The organism is Halosegnis sp., assembly GCF_042216475.1.
GTDB lineage: Archaea > Halobacteriota > Halobacteria > Halobacteriales > Haloarculaceae > Halosegnis.
The window spans coordinates 94,667-108,101 of record NZ_JBDGTV010000014.1; the positions used below are offsets into that span (position 1 = coordinate 94,667).

General features: G+C 64.5%; 13 protein-coding genes. 4 read left to right on the top strand and 9 right to left on the bottom strand.

Annotated features, from left to right (window positions below; all coding sequences use genetic code 11):
- Window position 1: 1 nt before the first annotated feature.
- Genes ABEJ63_RS10155 through ABEJ63_RS10165 form a run of 3 tightly spaced genes read left to right on the top strand, consistent with a single transcriptional unit; the run spans window position 2 to window position 2,814 of the window.
- Window positions 2–1,414 (top strand): ATP synthase subunit B, encoded by a 1,413-nt coding sequence (locus tag ABEJ63_RS10155; protein ID WP_375796254.1) that lies wholly within the window; start codon window positions 2–4, stop codon window positions 1,412–1,414.
- Window positions 1,415–1,458: 44 nt separating this feature from the next.
- Window positions 1,459–2,091, top strand: a complete 633-nt coding sequence (locus ABEJ63_RS10160; RefSeq protein WP_375796255.1) for a hypothetical protein — start codon at window positions 1,459–1,461, stop codon at window positions 2,089–2,091.
- Between the two features lie 27 nt (window positions 2,092–2,118).
- Window positions 2,119–2,814 carry a V-type ATP synthase subunit D gene (locus ABEJ63_RS10165; RefSeq protein ID WP_375796256.1) on the top strand — a complete coding sequence of 232 codons (696 nt, stop codon included), beginning with the start codon at window positions 2,119–2,121 and terminating at the stop codon, window positions 2,812–2,814.
- Between the two features lie 256 nt (window positions 2,815–3,070).
- On the opposite strand, the gene thsA is transcribed toward ABEJ63_RS10165, so the two are convergent.
- The 9 genes from thsA to rnz form a co-directional block, all read right to left on the bottom strand.
- A complete protein-coding gene (thsA, locus tag ABEJ63_RS10170) occupies window positions 3,071–4,747 on the bottom strand; it encodes a thermosome subunit alpha (RefSeq protein WP_375796257.1) in 1,677 nt (558 codons plus the stop codon).
- A gap of 132 nt (window positions 4,748–4,879) precedes the next feature.
- Window positions 4,880–5,512 (bottom strand): pre-rRNA-processing protein PNO1, encoded by a 633-nt coding sequence (locus tag ABEJ63_RS10175; protein WP_375796258.1) that lies wholly within the window; start codon window positions 5,510–5,512, stop codon window positions 4,880–4,882.
- A gap of 140 nt (window positions 5,513–5,652) precedes the next feature.
- On the bottom strand, window positions 5,653–6,243 hold the full coding sequence (locus tag ABEJ63_RS10180; protein WP_375796259.1) for a hypothetical protein: 591 nt from the start codon (window positions 6,241–6,243) through the stop codon (window positions 5,653–5,655).
- Window positions 6,244–6,298: 55 nt separating this feature from the next.
- Complete coding sequence (locus tag ABEJ63_RS10185; protein WP_375796260.1) at window positions 6,299–6,826, bottom strand: GNAT family N-acetyltransferase; 528 nt, start codon at window positions 6,824–6,826, stop codon at window positions 6,299–6,301.
- Window positions 6,827–6,846: 20 nt separating this feature from the next.
- Window positions 6,847–7,698: a winged helix-turn-helix domain-containing protein gene (locus ABEJ63_RS10190; RefSeq protein WP_375796261.1), complete on the bottom strand. Its 852-nt coding sequence runs from the start codon at window positions 7,696–7,698 to the stop codon at window positions 6,847–6,849.
- 38 nt (window positions 7,699–7,736) lie between these two features.
- On the bottom strand, window positions 7,737–8,585 hold the full coding sequence (gene rio1, locus ABEJ63_RS10195) for a serine/threonine-protein kinase Rio1 (RefSeq protein ID WP_375796262.1): 849 nt from the start codon (window positions 8,583–8,585) through the stop codon (window positions 7,737–7,739).
- A 13-nt stretch (window positions 8,586–8,598) separates the two neighbouring features.
- Window positions 8,599–8,886, bottom strand: coding sequence for a translation initiation factor eIF-1A (eif1A, locus tag ABEJ63_RS10200; protein ID WP_375796263.1), 288 nt, complete (start codon window positions 8,884–8,886; stop codon window positions 8,599–8,601).
- A 47-nt stretch (window positions 8,887–8,933) separates the two neighbouring features.
- A complete protein-coding gene (locus ABEJ63_RS10205) occupies window positions 8,934–10,919 on the bottom strand; it encodes a DUF460 domain-containing protein (RefSeq protein ID WP_375796264.1) in 1,986 nt (661 codons plus the stop codon).
- Between the two features lie 45 nt (window positions 10,920–10,964).
- A complete protein-coding gene (gene rnz, locus ABEJ63_RS10210; protein WP_375796265.1) occupies window positions 10,965–11,891 on the bottom strand; it encodes a ribonuclease Z in 927 nt (308 codons plus the stop codon).
- 130 nt (window positions 11,892–12,021) lie between these two features.
- On the opposite strand from rnz, the gene ABEJ63_RS10215 reads away from it, so the two are divergent.
- On the top strand, window positions 12,022–13,389 hold the full coding sequence (locus ABEJ63_RS10215) for a DUF4382 domain-containing protein (RefSeq protein WP_375796266.1): 1,368 nt from the start codon (window positions 12,022–12,024) through the stop codon (window positions 13,387–13,389).
- Window positions 13,390–13,435: the final 46 nt, after the last annotated feature.

Below are 13,435 nucleotides of genomic sequence, written 5' to 3' on the forward strand. Positions count from 1 at the left end.
AATGCAAAAGGAATACAAGACCATCACGGAGATCAGCGGTCCGCTGGTGTTCGCCGAGGTTGACGAGCCCGTCGGATACGACGAGATCGTCGAAATCGAGACGCCCAGCGGCGACATCCGCCGCGGCCAGGTGCTGGAGTCCACCTCCGAATACGTCGCCATCCAGGTGTTCGAGGGGACGGACGGCATCGACCGCGAGTCGTCGGTGCGTTTCCTCGGGGAGACGCTCCAGATGCCGCTGACGGAAGAACTGCTCGGCCGCGTCCTCTCTGGGTCGGGCCAGCCCATCGACGGCGGGCCAGATATCGAACCTGAAGAGGAGCGGTCCATCGTCGGCGCAGCTATCAACCCCACGGCACGGGAGTACCCCGAGGAGTTCATCCAGACGGGCGTCTCCGGCATTGACGGAATGAACACGCTCGTCCGGGGCCAGAAGCTCCCCATCTTCTCCGGGTCAGGGCTGCCGCACAACGACCTCGCACTTCAGATTGCCCGGCAGGCGACCGTGCCGGAGGAGGAAGACGAGGAGGGAGGCGGCTCCGAGTTCGCCGTCATCTTCGGGGCGATGGGTATCACCCAGGAAGAGGCGAACGAGTTCATGGACGACTTCGAGCGCACTGGCGCGCTCGAGCGGTCGGTCGTGTTCATGAACCTTGCAGACGATCCAGCTGTCGAGCGGACCATCACTCCGCGGCTGGCGCTGACGACCGCCGAGTACCTCGCCTTCGAGAAAGACTACCACGTGCTGGTCATCCTGACGGACATGACCAACTACTGTGAGGCACTCCGCGAAATCGGAGCCGCCCGCGAAGAGGTTCCCGGCCGCCGTGGGTACCCAGGGTACATGTACACTGACCTTGCCACGCTCTACGAGCGGGCCGGCCGTATCGAAGGCCGCGAGGGGTCGGTGACGCAGATTCCCATCCTCACGATGCCCGGTGACGACGACACCCACCCGATTCCAGACCTGACCGGCTACATCACGGAGGGACAGATCTACGTCGACCGCGACCTCCAGAGCCAGGGGCTCAAGCCGCCGATTCAGGTGTTGCCGAGCCTCTCACGGCTGATGGACGACGGTATCGGCGAGGGGCTCACCCGCGCGGACCACGGCGACGTTTCAGACCAGCTGTACGCCGCGTACGCGGAAGGAGAAGACCTGCGTGACCTGGTGAACATCGTCGGCCGTGAAGCGCTCTCCGAGCGCGACAACCGCTATCTCGACTTCGCTGACCGGTTCGAGGAGGAGTTCATCGACCAGGGCTTCGACCGCAACCGCGACATTGAGGAGACACTCAATATCGGTTGGGACCTGCTGTCGATGTTCCCCAAGTCGGAGCTGAACCGTATCGACGAAGAGCTCATCGAGGAGTACTACGACGAAGAGGCAGCCGAAGAGGTTACCGCCGACTGACTACCCCCTCGGTTCTTTGTCGCTGCGGCCAGTATACCGGCCGAATGGCCGATTCCCAACCACTCGCGGACGCGCTTGGCGACGCACGCAGCACGCTTGTCGTCGCCGGCAGCCTTGACGACCGGAAGCAGGCGGTCTGTGATGCGCTGCTCGCGAGAGGGGACAAGTCGCCGACCCTGTTGGCGGTCACGTACGACCGCTCGGGCAAGGAGTGGCTCGCTGACGCAACAGGCGCGCTTGGGAGCCAGCCGGCAGGTGCACGGGTCGTCGACGCCGGCGGCGATTCCGACCGAGGGACCGGTGGGACGGCCGTTCGGACGGCTGCCCCAGATGACCTGACCGGCATTCAGATTGCGCTGACGGAGGCATTTCCGCTCGCCGGCGAGGGGGTGTTCTGTCTCGACTCACTCACCACACTGCTCCAGTACGTCGACCCGCCAGCCGCCTACCGATTCCTCAACGACCTGCTTGGCCGGCTCTGGCTCGCCGGCGTCCCGGCACACGTCCATCTCGACCCGGCGGCCCACGGCCCGTCAACAGTGCGCGCGCTCGCGGGTCTGTTCGATGCGGCTGTCGCGGCCGACCCGGACACCCTGTCGGCGCCGACTCGCCCGGCGGTCGTCACTGACTACCAGGTTGCTGTGGCGGCCGGAGCGCCGCCCGAAGGAAACGACTAACTCCCTCCCCTCGCTAGCAGCACGCAAATGGCCAAGGACGTCAAGCCCACTCGAAAAAACCTGATGGCGATTGAGGACCGCATCGAACTCTCCGAGCGGGGCCACGACACGTTGGAGAAAAAGCGTGATGGCCTCATCATGGAGTTCATGGACATCCTCGACCAGGCCCAGGAGGTCCGCGAGAATGTCGACGATCAGTACCAGCGAGCCCAGCAGGCCATCAACATGGCGCGGGCGATGGAGGGTGACGTGGCCGTTCGCGGCGCCGCAAGCGCGCTGAAAGAGCACCCGGAGATCACCTCCGAGTCAAAGAATATCATGGGCGTAGTCGTCCCACAAATCGAGTCCTCGAAGGTGAAAAAGAGCCTCGACGAACGGGGCTACGGCGTCCTCGGCACGAGCGCGCGTATCGACGAGGCTGCAGAGGCATACGAGGACCTTCTCGAGACTATCATTCTCGCTGCTGAGGTTGAGACGGCGATGAAGAAGATGCTCGAGGAAATCGAGAAGACGAAGCGGCGGGTCAACGCTTTAGAGTTCAAGCTGCTCCCTGACCTTTACAGCTCGCAGGAGTACATCGAGCAGAAGCTCGAAGAGCAGGAGCGAGAGGAGATCTTCCGGATGAAGAAGATCAAGGCGAAGAAGGAAGAAGAGGAAGACGCCGATCACCGGACCACCGAGGACGCAACAGAGACCGAGGAGCCGCTTACTGCTGACGACTGACACGTCACGCTGCGTCGACTCTGCGGAATTCGGAACACCGGCCAACTTCTCTGTCTGTTGCTTCAATCAGCCGTGCGTGGCGACGCTCCACGGCATCGCGAACGGGAAGATGAGCCACCGATAGTGGTGGTGACGCGAGACGTGGCACTCCCATCGTAGAGAGACATTCGCAGAAAAGTGGAAAAGAAAGGGTCGACGCGGCAGGTAGTCGCGTGGCAATTCGGCCGCGGACGAGGCGGGTGGGTCGTGGCCGGGCTTACATCGCGCCGCCCATGCCGCCCATACCGCCCATACCGCCCATGCCGCCCATGCCGCCGGGGCCGCCGGCACCGGGGCCGCCTTCGTCGTCATCTTCGCCGGTCTTCCCGCCGACGAGGTCACCAGCCGCGATGACGTCGTCGATGCGGAGAATCATGACGGCCGCCTCGGTGGCGGACTCAACAGCCTGGGTTTTCACGCGGAGCGGCTCAACAACACCATCCTCCTGCATGTCGATTACGTCGCCAGTGTAGGCATCGAGCCCTGCGGTGGTGTCGCCGTCGGCGTGCTGGGCGCGAAGGTCAACCAGCGAGTCGATTGGGTCGAGCCCCGCGTTCTCCGCGAGCGTGCGCGGAATGACATCGATGGCGTCGGCGAACGCTTCGACAGCCAGCTGTTCGCGGCCCCCGACAGAGTCGGCGTACTCTCGCAGACCGAGCGCGAGTTCCGTCTCAGGCGCACCGCCGCCGGGCAGCACCTGCCCTTCCTCGAGGGTGGTGCGGACGACGCCCAGCGAGTCGTCGATAGCGCGCTCGACCTCGTCAACGACGTGCTCGGTGCCGCCGCGCAGGACGAGCGTGACAGACTTGGCCTCCTCAACGTCCTCGACGAAGATCTTGGTGTCGCCGCCAATCTCCTTCTCGGCGACAGAGCCGGCGAAGCCGAGGTCGTCGGCCGTGATGTCGTCGATGTTGGAGACGATACGGGCGCCCGTCGACCGCGAGAGCGCCTTGATATCGGACTTCTTGGCCCGCCGCACGGCGAGAATACCCTCCTGTGCGAGGTAGTGTTGGGCCATGTCGTCGATACCCTTCTGGCAGAAGACGACATCCGCGCCGACGTCGACGAGCTTGTCGACCATCTCGCGGAGCTGCTGTTCCTCCTGGTCGAGGAATTGCTGGAGCTGGTCTGGGTCGGTGACGTTGACCTCGGCGTCAATCTCTGTCTCCTTCACCTCGATGGGAGTGTCGAGCAGTGCCACGTCAGCATCCTCGACGAAGTAGGGCATGTTCTCGTGGACGCGCTCCTTGCCCACGATGACGCCCTCGACCAGTTCGGAGTCAGCGACGCTGCCGCCGACAACCGTCTGGACGTTGATGTTGTCCGTGTCGATGCCGTCCTCGTCGGCGACCGCGCGGATGGCGTCGACAACGAGCGTTGCGAGGGTGTCCTTGGCGTTCTCCGCGCCTTTCCCGGTCATGGCGGTGCCGGCAATCTGGCGGAGGGTCTCGGTGTCCTCGGCGTCAACCTCGATGGCGATATCATCGAGAATCTCCTTGGCCTTCGCGGCCGCCTGCCGGTACCCCTGCGCGAGGATGGTGGCGTGAATGTCCTGCTCGAGGAGGTCCTCGGCCTTCGCGAGGAGCTCACCGGCGATGACGACACTTGTGGTCGTCCCGTCGCCAACCTCGTCTTCCTGTGTCTCCGCGACCTCGACAATCATGTTGGCCGCGGGGTGCTCGATGTCCATCTCCTGAAGGATGGTGACACCGTCGTTCGTGACGACGACATTACCCGAGTCGTCCACGAGCATCTTGTCCATCCCTTTCGGGCCGAGCGTCGTCCGAACGGACTCGGCGACGGCCTTGCCGGCCGTAATGTTCATCGATTGGGCGTCCTGCCCGGACGTCCGCTGGCTGTCCTCCGAGAGTACGATAAGGGGTTGGTTACCCATCTGCTGAGCCATAGTCAAAGAGAGATTGTCCGTGATTCTATATAAAGCCTTTGAACCGGCGCGGCAGGAAACCGCCAGACGGGTCGCGGCTCGCTGGCGTGGTATCCCGTGACAGACGCCGGGGTTGATATACTACGGCTCCGGCTCCTCGAAGCTCACGTCCGAGTCGGGGTCCGTCTCCACCTCGAATTCCGCCTCGGCTTCCGGCTGCCCTTCGCCGCCAGGATAGCGGTGATAGCCCATCCCCTGCTGTTGCATCTCGTTGTGCTTTCGCTCGAGGAACGAGTAGACGGCGCCGTGGGGTGCGCCGTCGAGAATCATCTCTACTGCCGAGCGCACCACCTCGACCTCTTGAGGCCCGCCGATGATGCCGACAGTCTTCCCGTAGACGACAACCGACGCCCCCGACAACTCTTCCATCAGCTCGCGCGTGCGGCCGTCCTCGCCGATGAGCCGGCCCTTCTGTCGCTGGAGGTCGTTCTTATTGCGGGTTGCGGCCGACAGATCAACCAGCTCGAACATCCGCATCTCGTCGTCCAGTAGTGTGAGCGCGTCGTCGGGGTGGAAGCCACGGCCAATGGCCTGCACGATATCCGGTCCCTTCAGCCCCACCACCGGGTCGCCGACTGTCTCAATCTCGACCGAGCCGGTCTCCGAGTCGACGTTGAGCCGCACCTCCGCACGCTCCTCGATCTCGCGTAACGTCTCTCCACCCGCACCGATGAGCGCACCGATACGGTCCTGCGGAATCGTCACGTGTTGCATACGTCGGCTACCTGCCGGAGAGATTTAACTCTTACAGGCTAAGTCCCCATCCTCAAGCAGTAACGCAACGAGCAAAGCGAGTAGGGTGGGGTAGTTCACGCGTTGGTTCGGCGTGGAGAGCCGGTCAGCGAAGGACCGCGTCAGTCGTCGTCCTCGGCTTCGTCCTCGTCGTCCGCGTCGTCAGCCTCCTCATCTTCGTCGTCTTCGGTGGACTCTTCCGGTTCGTCGTCAGATTCCTCCGGCTCGTCGGAATCGTCTGCGTCGTCCTTGGCTTCGTCGCTTTCTTCGTCAGCTGTCTCCGACTCTTCGTCGGCCTCGTCGCTGTCCAGCTCCTCGGCCTGCTCGTACTCGTACTCTTCTTCGAGGAGCGTCAGCTCGCCGTCTTGGAGGACGTACGACAGTTCCGCCTCGAAGCCGTCGGCCTCAATCTCGACATCGAGTTCGTCACCGCTCTCAGCCTCAACCTCTTCAGCGGTGACGGTGCCGTTCGCGTCGGTCGTGTACTCTTCGCCAGCCACCTCGACGGCCGCACCCTCGACGGCGCTGCCGTTCTGTGTCACCTCGACGGTGACGGTGCCGTTGGTGTAGGTTGTCTCTACGTTTACCTCACCGGACGCGGCCGCACCCGCGTCGGTCAGTGCGCCTGTCCCGCCGGAGACGGCGGCGGCGCCGCCGACCACAGTGAGCAGGGCCGCCAGCGCGACCGCGACCGTCTTTGCTTGGAAGTTCATCGCATCTCTCCCTATCGGCGGGATGGGTAATAACGGGACCGGCCGTTCGGACGCTTTAGGCCGATTCCCCGTCGTGAACAGTCTGAACAGTCGCAACAGGGGACTCGAGGATGTCCTCTGGGTGGGTCTCGCCACCCACCTCTGTCTGGACTGTCTCGACGCGCTCAAAGCCGTGTCCCTCAAAGAAGGCTCGCGCGACGTGGTTGCCCGAGAGCACGCCCGCGCGGAGCCGGCCGGCGCCGGCCTCATCGGCCGAGTCGGCCACCGAAGCCAGCAGCGCCGTACCGACGCCCTCCTGCTGGTGGTCGGGGTGGACGTACAGCGTGTACAACTCCACTTCGTCGGCAAACGTCTGGGCCGCAGAGGCGAACCCGACAACTTCGCCGCCGCGCTCGGCGACGACAAACAACAGCTCTTCACCATCCGCGAGCACCTCGCGGAGGAAATCGGGGTCGTACAGCCGGTCGAGCGCCGTCTCGACACGGTCGGGCCCGAGCACGCCCGGGTAGACGTCCCACCACGCGGCGTCTGCGACCGCCCGAATCGCGTCGGCGTCCGCCGGCGTCGCCGGTCTCAGCTTCATACCGGCGGTTCGGCGCCAGCCTAATGGGCGTTGGCAGTCCCTTCCCGCTCCACGGATGTCACCTGGCCAGCGGCGTCAAGCCGGCCGGACAGCATCTCGCCATCGAGGCTGAGCCGGACGAGCGCCCCCTCAGCGTCTGCGCTCTGCTCGAGGTCATCCCATGTGAGGAGTCGCCAAGAGGGAGTCGTACTCGGGTCGACGCCGTGGTCGTAGAGAAACCCACGGGTTGCCGGGTGAAAGAGCACGGGCATCGCGACGGCCGCCCGGACGGTGTCGCCACACCGGTCGCAGCGGTACACAACTGTCGGCGGGGCGTCTTCTGGTTCGAGCTCGCCGGTTAGCCGACCGGCGCAGTTCGTGCAGAAGCCGGCGGTCACCTGCTCGAACTGCGCCCGCATCCAGCGGTCGAACGCCGCTGGTAGCTCCGCCGGGTCATACTGGTCGAGCGTTCCTGGCGGAAATGGGAACGTGTTCTGCCACTCGTCGCAAGCTCGGCAGACCACGCGCGCTCGCTCATCTTCATAGCTGGCGTACAGCTCTGCGACCCCACAGACAGGACACGGGTCGTCGACGGCCACCGCCGGCAGTGCCGCGTCGGCCGTGTAGGTGCCAGCGATAACCGCCCCGACAATCCGCTCGCCTGCTAGCGTCAACTCGTAGCCAGCCTCTCCGTCACGGACGAAAGTCCCGAGAAGCTGTCTAAGATGATAGTTGAATTTCCCCGAGTCTGGCTCGCCGACTCGGTCGCGGAGCTGTGAGAACGACAGCCCGTCGCCGTCGGCAAGTGCGCGCAGAATATCGACGCGGAGTTCGTTGCCCAACAGGCCGAACACCTCCTCTGCCGGCCGACGCTCGACGGTGAGCTCGCTCATACGCCGACGTGTCCCCCCACGGTCAAAAGCGACTCTCCCTACGGCTCTGGCTCCGGCTCGGTGACGTACTCCAGCAGCTCCTCACCTGCCGCGTCGTATCCCTGTCTGGTGAAGAACGCCGCGACGTTCTCGCAGTCCCGCTCAAGGAACTCTCGGCTGTTCGGGTGGTGGACAGTGACGGCCTGTCCCAAATCAAGCAGGTAGAGAGCGTCATCGTGGACGACGACGTTGTACTCCGAGAGATCGCCGTGGATGAGACCGGCACGGTAGAGCCGGCGCATGTACTCGCGGACCACCTCGAAGGCCGTCTCGGGATTCTCGACGTCCACCTCGTTGAGCCGGCGGGCTCGCTGGCCTACGTGGCCGAGAAACTCCATCACGAGCACGTTCCGCTGGACAGCGACCGGTGCCGGCACTCGCACGCCAGCGGCCTGTGCCCGCCGGAGGTTAGCGAACTCTTTTTTCGTCCACGCGACGACTACCTTCTTCTTGTCCGAGCCGATTCCCTCGAACCGTGGATCACCGTCGAGGTACTCCCGCATCGCCCGGAAATCGGAGGCGTTGATGCGATAGATCTTCACCGCGAGGTCGCCGCCATCGTCATTTTCCGCAAGGTAGACGTTCGCCTCCTTCCCCGTCGAGAGCGGGCCGCCGAAGGCCGCCACGTGTCCGTCTTGGACGAGCTTGTAAAGTGCACCCAGTGTCGCGTCATCGAAGACGGAGTCGGTGACCTTGAACTGCTCCGTGTCTTTGATGCGCTTGCGGAACTCCAGAAACTCGCGGTCCTGTCGGCGGGCGATGCGGTCGGCCTCATCGTCGGAGACATCGAGCGACTCCCACTCGTCGCCGGGAACATCGGCCTCGTCGACGAGGTCGAACTCGCTCATGCGGGCCGCCCGGTCATGCCTGGATGTGTCCTTCCTCGCGGAGCTGGTCGGCCTCGCTCTTCTCGTAGCGCCACGTCACGTCGCCCTTCTCGTCCTGCCAGTCCCACGGCTCGATAAGCACGACGTCATCTTCACGTATCCACACCCGTTTCTGCATCCGGCCGGGGATGCGCGCGGTCCGTTCGGTGCCATCCATACACCGTACTTTCACGCGGTTCGCACCGAGCATCTCCGTGACGACGGCGAACACCTCGTCGTCATCCGGCATACGGAGGTCTTGGCGTCCCTCGTTATCGCTCATATCCGGGGTTTGCGCGTCGTGACGTATAACTCTTCGAGCTACGGGCGTCAGTCTCCACGCTGTTCTTTCTTCCGCTCGGCGCGGTGCTCGCTGATGAGTTCGTCGACCATCGACTCCGTCCGCTCCTGTTCGCGCTCGGCGGCCCGCTCTTTCCAGTCGGCGACGACGGCCTCAATGGCCGCTTCCTCTGCAACCGCCAGTTCGTCAATCTCGCGGATTGTCACGTCCTCGCTGGGACCGTACGGCACTTCGTGCTCGTGGAGCACCTCGCGCGCCTGCTCAGGAAGCGTGCCGTCCTTCAGGATGACCCGCGGCTCAACGGCCGCGAGCCGCTCAGCCGAGGACCGGCCCGCGCCCGATGCGTCACGCAGCAGGACGACATCGCCCTCGGCGAGCCCAAACGCCTCGTCGGCCGCCTCAATGGCGTTCGTCGTGAATTGTTCGACGGGCTTCACCGGGACAAGGTCCGTCTCCCCGCCGGCAACATCGGCGAAGTTGGAGTGGTCGAGCTTCCAGAGCCGTTTCAGCTCGGCCAGCTTCGCCTCGACGGCTTCAGTCTCCTCGCGCTGGTCGGCGAGTTCCGCCTCAAGCCGCTCGTTTTCGCGACGGAGCCGGGTCACTTCACGGCGTTCGCGGGCCTCGCGACGCTCCTCTCGGCGGGCGGCCGACAGCTCCGCTTCATACTCTTCGATTTCAGCGTCTTTCTCCTCGACGGTCGCTTCAAGATCCGAAACATGCGACTCCAGCCGATCGACGCGCTCGCGGAGCCGGCGTATCTCCTTCTCTTCGGCGGTAAGCTCGCGAGCCTGCGGCTCCGTCTCCTCTTCGTCGTCGCCGTCGTCGACAACCATCCGGTCGAGCACCGTCTCGACGGATTCCTCCTCGCGAAGCACAGCCGCGGTCACCTCGCCGCGGTCGAACTGTGGAGGTATTTTGCGCGCGATGCGCTCGAACTGGTCAGCGTGGGCGTCGAATGCCGACAGAGCCGCCGCCAGCGCGTCCCGCTCGTGGTCGTTGTCGTACGTCGTCTCGCGGGTGCGGTGTTTCTTTTCGTCAACGGGAAGATCTGTCGGCGGCACCCAGCCCGCGGCGTCGAACGAGCGGCGGAACTGCTCCACCGTCTCGGGCATCGGCTCGACATCTGCGGCCACCAGCAGCGGGCGGCCTCGCTCGATAATCCACTCTGTCACCGCGGCGGTATCGTCTGTCCGCGTCGAGTAGACATCAAGCGGCGTACCATCGAGATCAACCAGCGCGACGGCCGTTGTCGTCCCAGGGTCGATGCCGACGAGCACATGATCACGCCGGTGGACGAGCGGCGAGAACTCGATGCCGTCGTGTCGTTCGCGGTCAATCTCGACGCGGACGTCACCGCTCCGCTCCGCAGAAACGGGAATGTCCGTAGGCGGTGCTTCGACGGTGAAGACGGCCTGCGAGTAGCCGCCGTACTTCTCGGTGGCCTCCTGCTCGAAGGTGAGTCCGGCTGCTTCGAGTTGTGCCTCCACCTCGCGGGCACGCTTGCGGACGTTGCCGTGGATACGGCGGGTGTAGCGGTCCTGGCTCCAGCCGCCGCTACCGGTCGAGCGGCCTCGCGACACCTTTACACGGGTTGTGTCGGCGAACGCCGACACCTCCTGACCGACGTTCGCGGCCGCGAGGCGGGCAGCCGCCTCCGCCTCCTTCATGGGTTTTTTGCCGTATGGAACACCGTGTCGCCGGGCCACTCGCGAGAGCGGTTCTGGCTGCTCAGCGCCAGTTACCTGCACGAGCGTCGTTGCCGCGGGGAGTTCCTCGAGAAATCGCACGAGTGCGTCCTTGTCCTCGGCGAGTTCGTAGACGTTGTCCGTCGCAAGGATATCGGGCTCCTCGCGGTCGATAAGCCGCCGGAGCTTCCGGTGGGAGACGACGTCGCGGTCGACCCGTTCGCCGTCGAAGGCAACCACAGCATACGAGGGAGCATCCCCCCGGACATCGCCGCTCTGCACGTCGACGCCGAACACGAGGGCGTCAAGCGCAGTCGTGCGGGTGCTCACAGCTACTGGTTGGTCGCTGCGGCTGATAAGTTTCTTGCCCAGCCGTCAGGTTTCGGGGTACGGCACGTCAATGGCATCGCCGTCGTCGGGAAGGAATGCATCGCCTTCGAAGACGGCTGCCCCCTCCGCTTCAAGATCGCCCTCGCGGCCGGCGTACCGCGAGGAGACGTGGATGAACGCGAGCCGTTTCGCGCCCGCGCGGTTGGCAATTTCGGCCGCCTGCACGGCCGTCGAGTGGCCAGTCTTGCTGGCCCGCTCCTCGCGGTCGGTCATGAAGGTGGCGTCGTGGACGAGCAGATCCGCGTCCGTTGCGGCCTCAACAGTAGCGCCCGTCGGGCGGGTGTCGCCAGTGTAGACGACACGGCGGCCCGGCCGGGGGTCGCCGACCACTTGGTCCGGGTGGACAACAGTACCATCCTCGAGTTCGACCGACTCGCCGTCGTGGAGCCGGGAAAATTTTGGGCCGACAGGCACACCGAGTTCTTCAGCCCGCTCACGGTCGAACCGCCCCTTCCGGTCAGCCTCAACGAGTGCGTAGCCAACCGACCGGGTGCGGTGGTCCGTGTGGAATGCCCGGACTTCGTAGCCGTCGGCGTCCAGCGCGATATCCCCGGGGCCTACTTCGTTGATGCGGACTGGGTAGGAGGGGCTGGCGCCGGTAGCGCTTGCAAGGTTCCGTACCGTCTGCCGGGTGCCGTTCGGGGTGTGGATCGCGACAGGCGCCTCACGGTCGTTGAAGTCCCACGACTGGAGCAGACCGGGGAGCCCGAGCACGTGATCGCCATGGGTGTGCGTCAGGAAGACGTGCGAGACGGCAAACCCCGTCGAGAAGCGCATCATCTGTCGCTGGGTCCCCTCGCCGCAGTCAAAGAGGAGACGATCGCCTTCCCGGCGGACGAACACGGCGCTGGTGTTACGGGCCGGCGTAGGGACGGCGCCGCTCGTCCCGAGAAAGGTCACGGAGAGCGTCATCGTTGGGAGAAGCGGTCGGCCGCGTAAACGGCTATCGGAACCGTTCAGACCGTTCACGCCCGTGAGCACCCGCGAACGGTTCGGAACGGCGTCCCCCCTTTATGCCATCGAGACACCTCGCTTCACTCCCATGAGACAGACAGTTGCAGCGGTACTGCTGGCCGGACTGCTCGCGCTCGCGGGCTGTTCGACCGGCGTCGACCCAGCCAGCGGCACGGGAACGGTCAACTTCTACGTGAGCGACCAGCCCGGCGCCCTCGAGGATTTCGAACATCTGAACGTTACTGTCACCGAGGTAACGTTCGTGCGGGCAGACGGGAACCAGACGACAAAGCAGGCAAACGCGACGTTTGACCTCACCAAGCTTGAGGGAGCAAATGCTTCGCTCGTCGAGCAGTACGAGCTTGAGAGCGGCGACTACGAGAGGGTGTTCCTCTCTGTAGGCGAGATCGACGGCCAACTCGAGAGCGGGGGCTCCGCCGAGGTGAAGCTTCCCTCCGAGCGGCTCCAGCTCAACCAGAACTTCACCGTCGGTGACGGCGGAGATATCGACTTCGTCTACGACATCATGGTGACGAAGGCAGGCGGCTCCGGCATGTATGTCATCCGGCCGGTCGCCAGCGAGTCTGGTACGGACGTCGAGATTAACGAGGTTGACGCCCGCGCTGGCGCCTCCGCACGCGACGGGAGCGATGGGGGCGCCGAAACGGAGACACAGGGGTCGGTCGCCTTCTATCTGAGCGACGAACAGAATGCGATTGACGATTTCAAGCATCTGAACGTGACGGTCTCGAAGGTCGGCTTCCAGCGGGGCGGCGAGTCCGGCAACTGGACGACGTACAACGTCGACAACCGGACGGTCGATCTCACTCGCCTCCAAGGCGCGAACGCGACACTACTTGAGACGTACGACCTCCCCGCCGGCAACTACTCGAAGGTGTACGTGAGCGTGAGCGAGGTGAACGGGACGCTCACGAGCGGAGAGAGCGCCGAGGTGAAGCTTCCCTCCGAGAAGCTCCAGCTGAACCAGCCGTTTAGCGTCGAGGCGAACGCCACCGTCGAGTTCGTCTACGATATCACGGTCGTGAAGCGGGGCAAGTCGGGCGCATATAACATCAAGCCAGTCGTCGGCGAGTCCGGCACGGATGTGCCCATCAATAAAATCGACGAACAACAGGACGACGAGACGGACGGCGAGGAGGCGGCCGCGCTGAACGCGACGTTCGTCGGCAACGTGACCGCCGGCGAGAACGTCACCGTCCGCGTGACTCAGAACGGCTCCGCCGTTGAGGGCGCGACCGTCGAGGCCGGTGGCGAGACGTACACGACCGACGCGAACGGCGAGGTGACATTCGCGGTGGCCGAGGACGCCGAGGAACTCGAGGTGACGGTCAAGTATGAGGACAGCGAGTCGGAACTGCGTGCCGACCTGACGACGACCACATCGACAGCGACGGCGACGGAGACGAGCGCCAATCGGGTGCTCGCGCTCGGATAGTTCAGCGACGATATGTTTCCTGAACGCCGCACATCCGAGTCGCATC